Source organism: Pseudovibrio exalbescens (assembly GCF_028737195.1).
In the GTDB taxonomy this organism is placed as follows: domain Bacteria; phylum Pseudomonadota; class Alphaproteobacteria; order Rhizobiales; family Stappiaceae; genus Pseudovibrio; species Pseudovibrio zosterae.
In genome coordinates, this window is the sequence record NZ_JAQZAJ010000007.1 from 117,812 (window position 1) to 133,229 (window position 15,418).

Annotated in this window: 13 protein-coding genes; 11 read left to right on the plus strand and 2 right to left on the minus strand. The window is 56.4% G+C overall.

Translation table 11 applies throughout. The features are described 5' to 3' along the window. Positions 1-279: 279 nt before the first annotated feature. The 3 genes from PUV47_RS17885 (at position 280) to PUV47_RS17895 (ending at position 2,855) form a co-directional block, all read left to right on the plus strand. Positions 280-1,371, plus strand: coding sequence for a LacI family DNA-binding transcriptional regulator (locus PUV47_RS17885; RefSeq protein ID WP_274219961.1), 1,092 nt, complete (start codon positions 280-282; stop codon positions 1,369-1,371). 487 nt (positions 1,372-1,858) lie between these two features. Beyond that, entirely contained in the window at positions 1,859-2,299 is a 441-nt protein-coding gene (locus tag PUV47_RS17890) for an AprI/Inh family metalloprotease inhibitor (RefSeq protein WP_274219962.1), read from the plus strand. A 55-nt stretch (positions 2,300-2,354) separates the two neighbouring features. Next, positions 2,355-2,855: a hypothetical protein gene (locus PUV47_RS17895; protein WP_274219963.1), complete on the plus strand. Its 501-nt coding sequence runs from the start codon at positions 2,355-2,357 to the stop codon at positions 2,853-2,855. Here the strand turns inward: PUV47_RS17895 and PUV47_RS17900 are convergent. Beyond that, entirely contained in the window at positions 2,852-4,030 is a 1,179-nt protein-coding gene (locus PUV47_RS17900; protein WP_274219964.1) for a pyridoxal phosphate-dependent aminotransferase, read from the minus strand. The two genes, PUV47_RS17895 and PUV47_RS17900, sit on opposite strands and share 4 nt — an antisense overlap. Positions 4,031-4,260: 230 nt before the next feature. Between PUV47_RS17900 and PUV47_RS17905 the strand changes: the two genes are divergently transcribed. From PUV47_RS17905 to PUV47_RS17925, 5 genes are read left to right on the plus strand one after another with little or no spacing between them, the layout of a single operon-like run. Continuing rightward, positions 4,261-5,349: a CobW family GTP-binding protein gene (locus PUV47_RS17905; protein ID WP_274219965.1), complete on the plus strand. Its 1,089-nt coding sequence runs from the start codon at positions 4,261-4,263 to the stop codon at positions 5,347-5,349. 8 nt (positions 5,350-5,357) lie between these two features. Continuing rightward, positions 5,358-6,335, plus strand: a complete 978-nt coding sequence (locus PUV47_RS17910; RefSeq protein ID WP_274219966.1) for a WD40 repeat domain-containing protein — start codon at positions 5,358-5,360, stop codon at positions 6,333-6,335. 29 nt (positions 6,336-6,364) lie between these two features. Further along, the gene (locus PUV47_RS17915; protein WP_274219967.1) at positions 6,365-6,886 is read left to right on the plus strand and encodes a DUF2937 family protein; all 522 of its coding nucleotides are present in this window, start codon (positions 6,365-6,367) and stop codon (positions 6,884-6,886) included. 42 nt (positions 6,887-6,928) lie between these two features. Then, the gene (locus PUV47_RS17920) at positions 6,929-8,521 is read left to right on the plus strand and encodes a gamma-glutamyltransferase family protein (RefSeq protein WP_274219968.1); all 1,593 of its coding nucleotides are present in this window, start codon (positions 6,929-6,931) and stop codon (positions 8,519-8,521) included. A 32-nt stretch (positions 8,522-8,553) separates the two neighbouring features. Continuing rightward, positions 8,554-9,492 (plus strand): LysR family transcriptional regulator, encoded by a 939-nt coding sequence (locus PUV47_RS17925; RefSeq protein ID WP_274219969.1) that lies wholly within the window; start codon positions 8,554-8,556, stop codon positions 9,490-9,492. A 9-nt stretch (positions 9,493-9,501) separates the two neighbouring features. Here the strand turns inward: PUV47_RS17925 and PUV47_RS17930 are convergent, their stop codons facing one another. Continuing rightward, positions 9,502-10,581, minus strand: coding sequence for a Glu/Leu/Phe/Val family dehydrogenase (locus PUV47_RS17930; protein WP_274219970.1), 1,080 nt, complete (start codon positions 10,579-10,581; stop codon positions 9,502-9,504). Positions 10,582-10,808: 227 nt separating this feature from the next. Here PUV47_RS17930 and PUV47_RS17935 point away from each other — a divergent pair, with 227 nt between their 5' ends. The 3 genes from PUV47_RS17935 to PUV47_RS17945 all read left to right on the plus strand — a co-directional run bounded on the left by PUV47_RS17935 (position 10,809) and on the right by PUV47_RS17945 (position 15,415). Beyond that, a complete protein-coding gene (locus PUV47_RS17935) occupies positions 10,809-12,869 on the plus strand; it encodes a DUF1007 family protein (protein WP_274219971.1) in 2,061 nt (686 codons plus the stop codon). Positions 12,870-13,632: 763 nt separating this feature from the next. After that, entirely contained in the window at positions 13,633-14,724 is a 1,092-nt protein-coding gene (locus tag PUV47_RS17940) for a TRAP transporter substrate-binding protein (RefSeq protein WP_274219972.1), read from the plus strand. Positions 14,725-14,878: 154 nt separating this feature from the next. Continuing rightward, complete coding sequence (locus PUV47_RS17945) at positions 14,879-15,415, plus strand: TRAP transporter small permease subunit (protein WP_274219973.1); 537 nt, start codon at positions 14,879-14,881, stop codon at positions 15,413-15,415. Positions 15,416-15,418: the final 3 nt, after the last annotated feature.

Sequence of the window (15,418 nt, forward strand, 5' to 3'; positions counted from 1 at the left end):
CTGATTGATATATAATCGCTTTTTTGCTCACATTCGAAATTATCCTTACAAATCAAGGCGTGCAGGTTAGCTGGTTTATCAATTAGAGGCGCTAAGCATTTGAATGATCTTTCTTCATTTGTGTTCTGGTTTTAATGGTTGGTTCTGTTGGCCTTCGCCGATGCGCCTAGCCTGTGAGGACAGGCGGTTGCCGTGGGATGTGCCAACCAACTCTGCGAGGCCGAGCCCTTCACTGCGCTCATCTATCGCCGAAGTAGCTGTTTGCTTTCAGGGGAGGGCGTGTTACGAAGCCAAAGCAGAGCCAGCTTGGAGTATCAGGACGTGCGTGCAGCAGGTAAGCGCCTTCGCTTGGGTGATCTTGCAGAAAAACTGGGAATTTCGACCGCGACCGTGTCGCTCGCGCTTCGAGATTCGCCTTTGGTGGCCAAGGAAACGCGCCAGCGCGTGAAGGACTATGCTGCCGAAGTTGGCTACATCTACAACAGATCTGCCGCTTCGTTGCGGACGTCCCAGTCAGACATGATTGGCGTGGCCGTCCACGACATCCTGAACCCTTATTTTGCCGAGGTTTTTCGCGGTCTTGAGGAAGTTCTGGCGGAAGAAGACAAGACCATCTTGATCTGCAACCACCGGGACATGCTCAAAAGGCAAGATCAGTTCATTGATACGCTGCTTCAGCACCGCGTTGATGGGTTGATCCTGTGTCCTTCTGTTGGCACCTCGCCGGAGCGGATCAATCAGATTTCTGAGCAGGGTGTGGCCATTACGCTGGTTTGCCGAGATCTGCCGGGCGTTCAGACGCCATGCGTGCGTGGGGACGACTATCATGGCAGCTACCTGATGACCAAGCACCTGATTGATCAGGGGCACCGCCAAATCGCCATGATTGGGGGACGCCGCCAGAGTTCTTCCGGCCGAGACCGCAACAACGGGTGGCGGGCTGCGCTGGTGGATGCCGGGATTGATCCTGATGAACAGCTCGATATTCCGGAGCTGATGACACAGGCCGACGGTCAGGCCGTGGTGCCGAGGATCCTGTCGGCGATTCCGCGTCCAACTGCCGTTGCGTGCTTTAATGATCTGGTCGCACTTGGTGTCTTGACAGCCGTTCGTCGCGCTGGGGTTGAGCCGGGGCCGGAACTGGCGATTACGGGGTATGACGACACGGAGGGTGTGCAAAACCGCACTCCTGCACTGACGACTGTTGCGAACGGCGCGGAGACCATCGGTCGTGAGGCGGCTCAGATGATGCTCAAGCAAATCAACGGAGAACCAGTTCCAAGCGGTATCAAGTTGATCAAGCCGGAACTGCGGATTCGCGAAAGTGCGCCGCCAATCGGGTGCCGTCTTGGGCCTGTGGTTGGGGTGTGAGTGCTTTGTGAGCACACTGTGGTGAATCTGTGGTTTTATAAGGAAGCGTCACAAATCTACTGATTGTTAAGCTGAATCGCCTAGTCTGATACCCAGTAAAGGTACTGGGAGTGGCGTTATGATTGATGTTGCGGTAGCGCATGAAGAGCGCAAAGACCTCAAGATGTTTGGTTTTTTCACGCTGGCCATGGCCTGCATGGTTCTGTTGGTCGGTTAAATCAAACCTCCGACAACACAGCTTGCGTAACGTGGCTGTGACAACTCTGCCAAACAAATCAAAAGTTTTCCCTAGGTTCCACGCAATTACTGCGCAGAATTCCTAATAAAACGCCTTAAATTATCCTTTTTTTATTGCGAAACCAAAGCATGACTTCGTCGTGCTGGGGTTAGTCGCGTTTACGTATTGGCGCGCAGTCATGGTTAATCTAGAATTAACCATAAGTGACGGAGTATTACCTTAATAACGTAGTTGCGGGGAAATGCTGCGATGGTTGGGCGAACTCCAATTCTATCATTGGCCACCTGTTTGGTGGGTGCCGTTATGGCGCTGACCGCTGCGAATGCGGGCACGAATTCGACAAAACCTGTCGGAGTGTGGCGTGTTTCGGACGCGCTGTCTTCGGCGGCCTGTGTGGTGGAACTGCGCAAAGACCCTACGGACAATGGACATGGCTACGAGTTTGCAGCCTGGGGCTGCGAGCCGCTGCGCGCTGGCCTTCAAGCTGCGACCACATGGCGTTGGAGCCATGACAGCGGCCTCCTCATCATGAATGAGGGTGGTTCAACCATTGCGCAATTTGACCTGGCGGAGCTTGACGGACTGGCCTCTGTTTTCCCTGCTTCCCATTTTCTGGTGATGCGTCCCGAGACCGGCACTGAGCTGGCAGACCTGATCAAGAAGGCGATCACAATTACGGCGCAGAGGTAGGATAAGTCTTCCCGAGAAAAACCAATTGCTATTCGCCGCTTATGTTGGGTAGCCTTTGACGAAAGAATCTGTTGCTCGGGTTATCATCATGTATCGTCGCTTTTTGGCGTCCGCCGTTGTTGCTCTAACTCTTTGTGGAACTGTTGCTTCAGCCTCCGCCTCGCCGTTTTGGCAGCGCGTTGAGAACGAAGTTATTGGCAACGGCGCTGCTGTTTGCAAAGACGATGAAACCACCGGCAACTTCTTTTGCTTTGGCTTGCGCTGCGACAAAGGGGCGGGGACAGAATTTTTCGTCATGCTCGCCGGTGGTTACATTGAACCGGATTCTGACCTCAGCATAGAAGTGGATGGCGTAACCGTGGCGCGGATGCCGTTGACCGTTGTGGAAGAATCCGCTGAATACACTTCACCCTATCTGCCCGACCAACACCTTGATCTGATTGAAAAACTGCGGGAAGGACGCGCGCTTACCGTGACCACCACGGACAGTGTTCAGATGCCGCTGATCGGTGCAGGGCCAGCGCTGGATGAGACACTGGCAGCCTGCCTGCGTTAACGGGGCGAGTGCTCCGACAAGAAAGCCTCGACACGTGAAATGGCTTCTTTAATGTTCTGCGTTGAGTTGGCATAGGACAGCCGCAGATAGCCGTCGCCCAGTACGCCGAAATCTGGTCCGCCGATGGTCGCGACGCCGGCCTCTTCCAGTAGAGCTGAAGCCAAGGCCTTGGATTTCCAGCCGGTTCCCGTGATGTTCGGGAAGGCGTAGAAAGCCCCAAGAGGCGTACGGCATGTTACGCCGGGCAGTTGGTTCAGCAGTTCGGTGATGACCTGTCGCCGTTCATCGAACGCTGCCATCATTGCATCTACTTCATCCTGAGGACCGTTAAGTGCCGCAAGCCCCGCATACTGAGCGGCGGTGTTGACGCAGGACCAGCAGTTGACTGCGATCTTGCGGGCATAGTCTACAAGCGCGTCCGGCCAGACCCCATAGCCCATGCGCCAGCCTGTCATTGCCCAGGTCTTTGACCAGCCGTTGAGGAGGATAAGTCGCTCCCGGATCTGTGGGTACTCGATCAGTGAGGTGTGAGGCAGGCCCTCATAGGTCATGCGCGCGTAGATCTCGTCAGAGAGGATAGCTAGATTGGGATGATTTTCTAAGCCATTGACAAGTTTAGTGATTTCGTCTCTTTGCGTGACGCCGCCTGTGGGATTGGCCGGGGAGTTGAGGATCAGAAGCCGTGTGCGCTCGTTGATTAATGAAAGCGTTTCATCAGCAGAAAAGGCGAAGTCGTTTTCTTCACGGATCGGGACGGGGATAGGTGTTGCGCCAGTATACTCGATCATGCTGCGATAGATGGGAAATCCGGGGTCTGGATAGAGGATCTCGGTGCCCGGTTCTCCGAACATGGTGATGGCCATGAACATGGTAACCTTGCCGCCCGGCACCACGAGGATGTTGTCTGGTGACACGGATGCCCCGTGACGGGCAAAGAGGTCTGCTGCAACGGCTTCGCGCAAGGGCAGAACACCGCCAGCCTGTGTGTAGCCATGGGCCCCGCCGCGCAACGCTTCAACGGCAGCTTCAACAATGTGTTCCGGGGTGCGGAAGTCCGGTTGTCCGATGCCCAGATTGATGATGGAGCGGCCTTGCTGCTGAAGCTCTGTGGCGCGCGCCAGAACGGCAAAGGCGTTCTCGTCCCCCAGTCTGTCGAGTGCTGCTACTGGCTGCATGCTGTAAATCCTCCCGTGTTTTCTGATCTCTAAGACATTTCAGGGGCGTGCGCCAAGTGGGCAAAGGGCTGATCTGTGATTGTTGGGCCGGGATAACTGCATGGCCCCTTTCGTCACACGCATAACCCATTATATTGGGGGCAATACTTGAAGACACTGCGAGGGCTCCTGTTTGGGGCCCTTTTGGGCAGGGGCCCATGGCCTCAGGCCCGTTTCCTAGGAGAATAATAATGTCAGAAGCTGCTGACACCCGCATTCCGGTGACCGTGCTTACAGGTTATCTCGGCGCGGGCAAGACCACCTTGCTCAACCGCATCCTCACTGAAAACCATGGCACCCGCTACGCGGTGATCGTGAATGAGTTTGGTGAGATCGGCATCGACAATGACCTTCTCGTTGAGTCCGACGAAGAAGTGTTTGAGATGAACAACGGCTGCATCTGCTGCACGGTGCGTGGTGACCTGATCCGCACGGTTGAAAACCTGATGAAGCGCAAGGGCTCGTTTGACGCAATCATCGTTGAGACAACCGGCATTGCAGATCCGGCTCCTGTCGCGCAGACCTTCTTCATGGACGAGGACGTGCAGGCTGCCGCCCAGCTTGATGCCGTCGTGGCCGTGGTGGATGCTCGCCATGTGCTGGACCGGCTGAAGGACACCGATGAGGCGGAGGATCAGATTGCTTTTGCAGATGTCATTTTGCTGAACAAGACGGACCTGGTGAATGAAGAGCAGCTGGCCAAGGTCGAGCGCCGGGTTCGCAAGATCAATCCTTATGCAAAGCTGCACAAGACCGAGCGTTGCTCTGTCGAGCTGACCGACGTGCTGAACCGTGGCTCCTTTGATCTGGACCGAATTCTGGAGTTGGAACCAGAGTTCTTGAAGGACAGCCATCACCACGCTCATGACCATGAGTGTGGCCCGGATTGCGACCACGAGCACCACCACCATGACCATGAGTGCGGCCCGGACTGCGATCACGATCATCATCAACACCACCACCACCACCACAATGAAGAAGACACTCACTCTGTGCGTTCCATTTCGCTGCGCGCCGGGGAGCTGAATGCGCAGACGTTCCTGCGCTGGATTGGTGACGTGACGCAGATCGAAGGACCCAAGATCCTGCGTTTGAAAGGCATTCTGGCGTTTAAGGATGACCCGCAGCGCTATGTGGTGCAGGGTGTGCACATGATCATTGAGGGCAACCACCAGCGGGACTGGAAAGAGGACGAGGCGCGCGAAAGCCGGCTTGTGTTCATTGGGCGAGATCTTGATGAAAAGGCTCTTGAAGAGAGCTTCCTCTCTTGCAAGGCATGAGGTGAGATGTGCCTGTAATTGCTCCTGTTGATTTGGAAAGCTTTGTTGTTTCAACGGCTTTCATCGGGGATGTTGCGCTGTTCGCCGCTGGTGACGGTACTGTTTATTTTCAAGGCGGGGCCGAAACCGCCTCCCCGGTTCACAAGGATGGTTTGCTGTGTGCTGCGCTGACGCAGGACGGCAAAGCGCTGGTTACCGGTGGCGGTGATGGCAAGATCTGCCGTGTGACCGCAGATGGCGCTGTGGAACAGCTGACCGAGCGGCCGCGCAAGTGGATAGACATGATTGCCACCGGTCCGCAGGATGCGGTGGCCTTTGCCTCTGGCCGGACGGCGTGGGTGCGCCTCAAGAACGGTGAGGAGAAGGAGTTCGTCCACCAACGTGCGGTGGGCGGATTGGCCTTTGCACCGAAGGGCATGCGGTTGGCCACGGCCCGCTATGATGGCGTTACGCTGTGGTGGGTGAACGCACAAGGTGATCCGCAAGAGCTGTTCTGGAAGGGGGCGCATAGCGGGGTTTGCTATTCGCCGGATGGCAAGTACATCGTAACCACCATGCAAGAGAACGCCCTGCACGGGTGGCGGCTTAGTGATAATCAGGATATGCGCATGAGCGGATATCCGAATAAGATCAAAAGCATAAGTTGGTCCGCCAAGACAAAATACCTGGCGTCTTCCGGTGCGTCTGCTGCGATCCTGTGGCCGTTTACGGGCAAGAATGGCCCAATGGGTCAGCAGCCTTTGCAGCTTGGCGCGCGAGCGGACACGGCGGTGTCGGTGGTGTGTTGCCATCCCAAGGAAGACATGCTGGCGATTGGCTACAAGGACGGCATGGTGCTGGCGGTCCGGTTTTCTGATGGCGCGGAAGTGTTGCTCCGCCGCCCCGGCCAAGGGGCAATTTCGGCGCTGAGCTGGGACAAGGCAGGTCTGCGTCTGGCATTTGGCACGGAAGAGGGCGCTGCCGGGGTCATCACGATCAACGACTAGTGCCAGAACATTCTGGCGAAGGGGGATAGATGGGGATAGCTCGAACAATGGCACTTGCGGTGGCGTTGTTCAGCGCGACCGCTACCTCCCAATTGCCAGAATTTTCTCAGCAATACCGCCAGCGTTTGGGTGGCGCGATCGATGCGTTGGAACGAATAAAACTGTCATTTTATGAAGATGCCAACGCATTTGGGATGACGGTTCAAGCAGCCTTGGCGCAGATGCGCGAAAACGGCGATGCGTTTGTGGTGGCGCGGGCGCAGAGCATGGAGCAGGCCTTTGACCGGCTCGAGAGCCTGAAAGCACAACAGGCGGCCATGCAGGAAGCTGGGAGCTTGCAACGCATTCTGGTTTTGGTCCGTTCCCACGATCCCGAGTTATCCTCCTCGGCCTGGTCTGATTTCGAGCCGGCTATCCCCGTCACTCAAGAAGCGCTTATCATTGGTGGTTTTGGATTTCTCATAGGCTATAGCCTGTTTTATGGCGGCGTTGGCCTTGGCAAGGCAGGCCGCAAACGCTTGAAGCGCCGCAAGGTGAAACAGGCGGCGTGAGTTTAAGCACCGGGCGGAGCAGCCGCGAAAGTTGGAACGAGTATGTTGGAAACAGTTGCATCAATGCATGGGATGGTGACGGCCCCCCACAAACTGGCGTCGGAAGCGGGCAGTGAAGTCTTGAAGGCTGGAGGCACGGCACTGGATGCCATGATTGCCGCCGCTTCCACCATTGCTGTTGTCTACCCGCATATGAACCACCTTGGAGGGGACGGGTTCTGGCTGATTGCCGAGCCGGGCCGCCCGCCGAAGATCATCGAGGCATGCGGTGCTGCAGGTAGCCGGGCAACCATTGCAGCCTACAACGCCAAGGGCTATGGCGAGATACCGGCGCGTGGCCCCCATGCCGCCCTTACCGTTGCGGGCGCTGTAGGCGGTTGGCAGCTGGCGCATGAAATCGCGGCTGAACTGGGCGGCGGGTTGCCGCTGCGCGATCTGCTGGCCTTTGCCATTGATCACGCCAAGTCCGGCTATGCGGTTTCCAAATCTCAAGCGGCGCTGACCCGAGAAAAGCTTGGAGAGCTTAAAGATCAGCCCGGTTTTGCCGATGTGTTCCTGGAGGACGGCAAGCCGCCTGAAGTGGGTTCCTTGCAGAAACAGCGGCAACTGGCGCAGACGCTGGACTATCTGGCCAACAGTGGATTGCATGAGTTCTACAAAGGAGACGTTGGACAGGCTATCGCGGCGGACCTCGAGAAAATTGGATCGCCCGTGGTGCATGACGACCTGCGCAGCTATGAGGCGCGTCTGAAGAGCCCGCTTTCTCTGAAGACAAAAGACGGCACGCTGTTTAACGCGCCGCCGCCCACGCAGGGATTGGCTTCGCTTTTGATCCTGGGCCTTTATGAGCGCATGAATGTGGATCGTCTGGAGAGCCCGGAGTATTTTCATGCCTTGATCGAGGCGACAAAACGGGCCTTCATTGTGCGTGATGAACACATAGCGGATCCGTGGATAATGTCTGCTGATCCGAAGGACTACCTCAAGCCGGAGTGGCTGGACAAAACGGCCTTCGAGATTGACCGCAAACGCGCGTTGCACTGGCCACATGAAGCGGGGGCGGGAGATACGGTCTGGCTTGGGGCGATGGATGCCAAGGGGCGCAGTGTCTCCTACATCCAGTCTGTGTTCTGGGAGTTCGGGTCTGGCTGCGTGCTGCCGCAAACGGGCATCCTCTGGCAAAACAGGGGGGCGAGCTTCAGCCTTCATCCGGAAGCGCTGCGGGCGTTGAAACCGGGTCGCTTGCCATTCCACACGCTGAACCCGGCCATGGCCCGGCTTGATGACGGCCGAACGCTTGTTTATGGCACCATGGGCGGCGACGGCCAGCCGCAAACGCAAGCTGCTATCTTTACCCGCGCGATCCACGGCAAAATGGATCCGGCTGAGGCGCTGGACGCACCCCGTTGGTTGTTGGGGCGCACCTGGGGCTCGGATGTGACCTCGGTAAGAGTTGAAAAGCGGTTTGATGAAGATGTTCTGCTTGCGCTGCGGCGTTTGGGGCATGACATTGAAATTCTTGAAGAGCCGTATTCTGACGTGATGGGACATGCGGGCTTGATCCTGCGTGGGGCCAATGGTGAGATGCGGGGCGCACATGACCCGCGGTCTGACGGCGCCGCAGTTGCAGCCTGAGGCGAAAGCCCAGGGGACACTTGGAGATTGGAATGGACTCGATTACCCGCATTCGTTGCTTCTTGAAGGTTGTCGAAAAGGGAGGCTTCTCTTCGGCAGCGCGTGACATGGGGCGGTCGAAAGCGCTGGTTTCCAAGTACGTTGGTGAGCTGGAAGATGAACTGGGTGCCCGCCTTTTGAACCGCACAACGCGCCAGATTTCTCTGACCGAAGTGGGGCAGGCCTACTACCGCGAGGCGGGCGAGTTATTGCAGCGGTTTGATGACCTGAAGAACTCCATTCAGCAGGACCATCAAGAGGCGCGTGGCTTGCTGCGCGTATCTGCCCCGCGCTCCATGGGTGACTTTCTGGTGACGCAAGCGATGATCGACTTCCTTGCTGAACACCCGGAGGTTCGCGTGGAGCTGCATCTGGATGACCGCTTCGTGGACATCGTGGAAGAGGGCTTTGATGTTGCCATTCGCGTGACGGAGCTGACAGATTCCAGTCTGATCGCCCGTAAGGTGCGTGACTTCAAGACAGTGGTGTGTGTGCGTCCTGACCTTTTGGAAAGGTATGGCGAGCCGCAGCACCCCTCTGAGCTTGCCAAGGTGCCATGTGTCATCGACACCAACTACCGCAACAAGTCAAACTGGGGCTTTGAGGGGCCGGACGGGAAACTGTCAGTTGCGGTGAAAGGGCCGATCGAGGTGAACAGCGCCGTGACTGCCCGTCAAGCAGCGCTGGCGGGGCTTGGGTTCTTGCGCACGCCGGAGCTGTTCGTTGGCAAGCAGCTGCAGACTGGGGAACTTGTTCCGGTGCTTGAAGACTACCTGCGCGGCGATCTGGGCATCTACGCGGTGTATCCGCACCGACGTCACCTTTCCGGCAAAGTGCGGGCCTTCGTGGATTATCTGGTGAAGTGGTTCAAGGACTACGACAAGAAAAATGCTCCCCAACCGGTAGCGGCTGAGGAGCAGACCACGGCGTGATGCCGGAGGTTAGCCAGCTGCGTTCAAGCGCTCCAGTGCGATCTCATCCGCAACAACGCTGGTTGGGCGCTGTTCCTCATCGGCGCGATTGAAGATGGCTGTCAACGTGTCGCCAATGGCAAGCGTCTTGGCACGGACCTCGGTATCGTCGTCCCCGGCTTTGGCGATTGCAACGGAAATGACACCGCCTGCATTGATGACGTAGTCGGGCGCGTAGAGCACCCCACGGTCCATGAGCGCGATGCCATCAGTCGGTGTCTTGAGCTGGTTGTTGGCCGCGCCAGCGATGACGGTCGCCTTGAGCTCCGGAATGGTGAGCACGTTGAGCGTGGCACCTAATGCGCAGGGTGCATACACATCTGCGTCAGCGGAATGGGCATGGCGCGGGTCGATGGGGGTTGCGCCAAACTCAGCAACAGCGCGCTCCACATTGGGTTTGTGAATGTCGGAGACAATGAGCTGGGCACCGTGGGCATGCAGGTGGCGGCACAGACCGTAGCCGACGTTGCCAAGGCCCTGAACAGAGACGCGCAGACCTTTGAGACTGTCGGTTTTCAGCTGGTGCCGGACCGCCGCTTGAAGGCCGACGAAAACACCAAGAGCGGTGTAAGGGGAGGGATCGCCAAGGCCTCTTGCCTTGGTGCCGCGGGCATGGTCTGTCTCGGCGGCGATGATTTCCATGTCGCTTGCTGTAATGCCCACATCTTCAGCGGTGATGTAACCACCTGCAAGGCGGTCGACATGCTTGCCAAACGCGCTGAGCAGTTCCGGCGTTTTTTGCGTCTTTGGATCTGCGATGATGACCGACTTGCCGCCCCCCAGCGGCAGACCGGCAAGCGCGTTCTTATACGTCATGCCTTTGGAAAGGCGGAGCGCATCGGTCAGGGCTTCACGGTTCGAATGATACCCCCACATGCGGCAGCCTCCCAGTGCCGGGCCGAGGCGGGTGTCGTGAACAGCGATGATGGCGCGCAGGCCTGAGGCGGCATCATGCGCGAAAACCACCTGCTCATGGCCGGAAAACTCCGGGTGATCAAAGGTGGTTGATGACTCGTCCAGTGTTACAGATTGTGCCAAAGGGGCGTTCATTTTTTCCTCCCGAAAATGAACTGGAATGCTATGTGAGAATGGTAATGCAAGCGACTAGCAAAATTCGGTCGAATTTCCGCTTTGTTTAGATTTGGTCGAATAAAAGATTCCCGTGTTTACGCGTAAGGGGAATTATATATCTTCCTGTTTGCGAGAAGACGCGTCTTGTTCTTGCCGCGTTTTTGAGTGAGTAATGTTGTAACGAAAATACTTGGGGCAACGGTACCGTGAACTCACTGCTGCGATGGGCACTGCCCGCGCTTGTTTCCTCCTGTTTGGTGGCGCCGGGGGTGGCTCTGGCGCACCCGCACGTGTTTGTGCAGGCCAAATCCGAACTCGTGTTTGACGATGCGGGCTATCTGACGGCAATCAATCACAAATGGCTCTTTGATGACCTCTACACAGCCTTTGCCATTCAAGGGCTTGATGCCAATGGCGATGGCAAACTGGACCAGGATGAACTGAGCGAACTTGCTTCGGTCAATGTGCAGGGTCTGGAAGAGTTTGGTTACTTCACGTTTGGCGATGACACCAAGGTGGAGATGGACTTTGTGCAGCCGCATTCGGAATGGATGCGCATGCAAACAGAGGCCTTTGACACCTATTGGCTGATCTCCGAGGAAGAAAAGCGGGCGATTGCCGAAGACATTGCCGCCGGGCGCGATGTGCAGGTGCCGGACACGGTTTCCATGGTGGAGTTGAATTTCACACTGCCCCTGAAAGAGCCCCTGTCCTCCGAAAACGTGCTGACGATTGATGTGTATGATCCGACATACTACGTCGACTACCAATGGGCGCCGGGCACTGCGGTGACACTGAAGAACGCTCCGGGCGCATGTGATGTGGAGCTGGTGCATCCACCTGAGCTGGACATGGCGGCGGCGGCCCAACTGGCTGCCATCGGCGCGGATGTGCGAAACGTTCCGCCGGAGCTGCGCAGCCTGACGGAAACGCTGGTGAACCAGGTGATCGTTACCTGTGGTGATGCCGCAGCGGCGGTGGCTGAAGCGCCAAAGACCGCGACCGAGCTGCTTGACGGACAGGAGGCGATCTCCTCCATGATGTCCGGCAGCCCTTCCGTTTCTCTCACCGAACTTGCAGCGGAGGCTGAGGCGGCCACGCCCACAGCCCCTTCCGAGGCCAACGTTGATGCGGCTGTAGCGGATGGCACAGCGCCGGGTGTCAATGGCCACGGCACTGGGTTGTGGTCACAGGCCATGGGGGCGATTGCCCATTGGCAGAACGTTTTTTATCGCGAGCTTACAAGCTACCTGCGTCAGTTCCGGTCTTCACCTGAGGCGGGCTTGTGGCTGATGCTGATCAGCTTTGCCTATGGCGTGTTCCATGCAGCAGGCCCCGGGCATGGCAAGGCCATCATCTCTTCTTATGTGGTGGCGGATGAGCAGACGTTGAAGAAGGGCATCATCCTGTCGTTCCTTTCTTCCATGGCGCAGGCCGTTACCGCGATTGTGCTGGTGGGCGGCGCAGGTGTCGCCTTGAGCCTGACCAGTATCGCCATGACGCAAACCACCAGATGGTTCGAAGTTGGCTCATACGCGCTGGTGTTTGGTCTGGGCCTATGGATGGTGTGGACCCGCATCTTGCGCCCCTTGATCCCTGCGGATGTCCGCCAGGCCCTGACAGAGACGAGCTGCGGTTGCGGCCAGTTTGAAACCAAAGACTTCGACTACGAGGAATACCGCCGTAGCCATGCCAAGCCGGCGCAGGCCACCACGGCCACCAAGGAGCTGGAACTGGAAGGTGCGGAACAGTCTCATGCTGCCCCTGACCATGGGCACACCCATCACCATGGGCAAGGCCATAGCCATGATCACAAGCCTCACAGTTGTGGGCATGAGCACCACCACCATGATCATCATCATGCACATCATCACCACGATCACGGTGATGACTGTTGCGGCCATTCCCATGCGGCGGATCCTTCCGAGTTGAAAGACGTGAAGCTGAACATTTGGAGTGCCTGGTCCATTATCGTAGCCATCGGGCTGCGCCCATGCACCGGTGCCTTGATCGTGCTGGCCTTTGCGCTGTCACAAGGCATGATCTGGGCTGGTATTGCTTCCACGCTTGTAATGGGTGTGGGGACCGGCATTACCGTTGCTGTGATCGCCAGCCTCGCGGTACTTGCAAGAGATACGGCCTATCGGATCTGGGGCAGCTCTTCGCGTTCCGGCGCGGTGGTGCGACGCAGTTTCGAGGTGGCTGGTTCGCTGTTTGTCTGCGGTATTGGCGGGGCATTGTTCTTTGCAAGCGTGGGGTGGTATTGACGCCGGTTGGCCGGCCCGTACTCTGAAGTACTCATTGTTTCAGGGGCGCTTTGCAGAATCATCAAAACATGGAGCCGCGTAGATTTCTGCGCGGCTTTATTTTTTGCCCTAGTAAAATGGAATGAGCAGAAGCGACGATCAACTTGATGCGAAAACTATAACTCGGAACAATTCATAGATGAAACGCTAAGAAAACCGAGAAAAACTAGGATTAATATATCAGATAAGGGGCTGGGTTGTGTTTGTCATTTTGTTTTGACTTTTCCACGCCGCCTGAGGTTGGTCGATTTTTGCCCTTGCTTTAGCCGGATCACTGTTTAGGTCTTCCGTGTGGCTGGGTCATCTATCTGAAATATATCATATTTTTACCGTAGTGGAATGTTTTTGATAGTTGCGCGAAGTAGGGTGAAGACGATCATATTGTTAGGCTTTTCATTTTGCTGATTGAAACAATAATAACGAAAAATCGAATTTATCATTTCAATAATTACAATTGATGCCGTAGCGTTAACTATTGTCTTCCTCCTGCGTAGCCTATAAATATCAATTAGTTATGATACTTTAATGCGACCAAAGTTGGGTGGGGGAAGTGCGCCCGGATGAGTAATTAATTTGGCCAATGGGGATTGGTTTTCCTTGTGCCGCCCTGCATCATGGGGTTTATAAGGAAAATGACATAGTGCCTAACCGGGTCGCTTGAGGGAGGTGGGCACGCGTCAACTATCGAACGAACTGTTTGATTGACTTCGTGGGAGGAGTATTTATGGACCGCCGTAGTTTTCTTAAAAATGCAGGTCTTGCCGCCGGTGCAACCGCTGGTGCTGCTACACTAGCCGCTCCAGCACTTGCACAGGACAAGCGTGAGCTGACCATGGTCACCACCTGGCCAAAGAACTTTCCAGGTCTGGGAACCGGGGCACAGCGCGTGGCTGACCGCATCACCGCCGCATCCGACGGCCGCCTTACCGTAAAGCTGTTTGCAGCTGGTGAGTTGGTTCCGGCATTCGAGAGCTTTGACGCCGTTTCCAGTGGCACTGCCGACATGTATCACGGCGCCGACTACTACTGGCAAGGCAAGCACAAGGCTTTCAATTTCTTCACTGCCGTTCCTATGGGACTGACAGCGAACGAACTGGATGCCTGGATCAACATTGGCGATGGTCAGGCTCTGTGGGATGAGCTTGCTGGTCGCTTCAATGTGAAGCCATTCATGGCAGGCAACACCGGCCTCCAGATGGGCGGCTGGTTCAACAAGGAAATCAACACACTGGAAGACCTGAAGGGTCTGAAGATGCGTATGCCGGGTCTTGGAGGCGAAGTGCTTCGTCGTCTGGGTGCCACTGCTGTTGCATTGCCAGGTGGTGAAATCTTCCCAGCGCTTCAGTCTGGTGCGATTGACGCAACCGAATGGGTGGGTCCATGGAACGATCTGGCATTCGGCTTCTACAAGATTGCCAAGTTCTACTACTACCCAGGCTTCCACGAGCCAGGCTCTGGTTTGTCCTGCGGCATCAACGGCGATGTCTGGAACAGCTTCTCTGAAGCAGATCAGGCACTGGTACGCGATGCGTGTCTTGCAGAGAACAACTACATGTTCTCCGAGTTCAACTACAACAACGGTGCGGCTCTCGACACGCTCATCAACAAGCACAACGTGCAGCTCAAGCAGTTTACACCAGAAGTGTTTGACGCCATTGCCGGTGTCTGTGAAGAAGTGGTTGCTGAAGTGGCTAAGGAAGATGAGCTGTCTCAGCGCATTTACGACAGCTACATCAAGGCCCGCAAGGACATTGGTGGCTGGGTGAAGATCTCTGAAGGTTCTTACCTTGATGCCCGCGAGCGCGTGACTGGCTAGTTCCTTCAGCTTCTGTTGAATTTGAGGCTTCCCGCCGCAGGGTGGGGAGCCTTGTCCTCCAGGGGGGAGGCCCTAACAATTCACGAGTTGTCCGGGGGCACGTTCGGGGACGGGTCGGACGCATTCCATGGGCAGCGGCTAACAAGAGGCGGAAATGCGCGCCCTACTCAATATAATTACCTCATTAAATAGTGGCATTGGCCGGGCAAGCGCCTGGCTGACCTTGGGTATTGTGCTGGTCCAGTTCACCGTTGTGGTGATGCGGTATGTGTTTGGCATCGGCTCCATCTGGATGCAGGAATCCATTACTTACATGCACGGCTTCATGTTCATGCTGGCTGCGGCCTACACCTTGAGCGTGGATGGCCATGTGCGGGTGGACATCTTTTATCGCGAGGCCGACCCGCGCAAGAAGGCGTGGGTGGACCTGCTCGGGTCGCTGTTTCTGTTGTTGCCGGTGTGCGCAACGATCATCTTTGTTTCTTGGGACTATGTTGCTGCATCCTGGGCGATCCTTGAAGGCTCGCAGGAAACCTCCGGAATTCAAGGGCGCTATCTCTTGAAGAGCGCCATCATTGCGTTTGCGGTGATGATGGGGTTGCAGGGTATTGCAATTATCTGCCGATCTTTACTGGCCATTGGAGGCGACAAGGTCGCGCTCAAGAGTTTCAAGAGTGTGGGAGTGGAATAAAAC

Bases quoted from the DNA above. Each gene is read 5' to 3' on its own strand.
- PUV47_RS17890 (WP_274219962.1), top strand. From the start codon at position 1,859: ATGGTTGGGCGAACTCCAATTCTATCATTGGCCACCTGTTTGGTGGGT.
- PUV47_RS17900 (WP_274219964.1), bottom strand. From the start codon at position 4,030: ATGCAGCCAGTAGCAGCACTCGACAGACTGGGGGACGAGAACGCCTTT.
- PUV47_RS17905 (WP_274219965.1), top strand. From the start codon at position 4,261: ATGTCAGAAGCTGCTGACACCCGCATTCCGGTGACCGTGCTTACAGGT.
- PUV47_RS17915 (WP_274219967.1), top strand. From the start codon at position 6,365: ATGGGGATAGCTCGAACAATGGCACTTGCGGTGGCGTTGTTCAGCGCG.
- PUV47_RS17920 (WP_274219968.1), top strand. From the start codon at position 6,929: ATGTTGGAAACAGTTGCATCAATGCATGGGATGGTGACGGCCCCCCAC.
- PUV47_RS17925 (WP_274219969.1), top strand. From the start codon at position 8,554: ATGGACTCGATTACCCGCATTCGTTGCTTCTTGAAGGTTGTCGAAAAG.
- PUV47_RS17930 (WP_274219970.1), bottom strand. From the start codon at position 10,581: ATGAACGCCCCTTTGGCACAATCTGTAACACTGGACGAGTCATCAACC.
- PUV47_RS17940 (WP_274219972.1), top strand. From the start codon at position 13,633: ATGGACCGCCGTAGTTTTCTTAAAAATGCAGGTCTTGCCGCCGGTGCA.
- PUV47_RS17945 (WP_274219973.1), top strand. From the start codon at position 14,879: ATGCGCGCCCTACTCAATATAATTACCTCATTAAATAGTGGCATTGGC.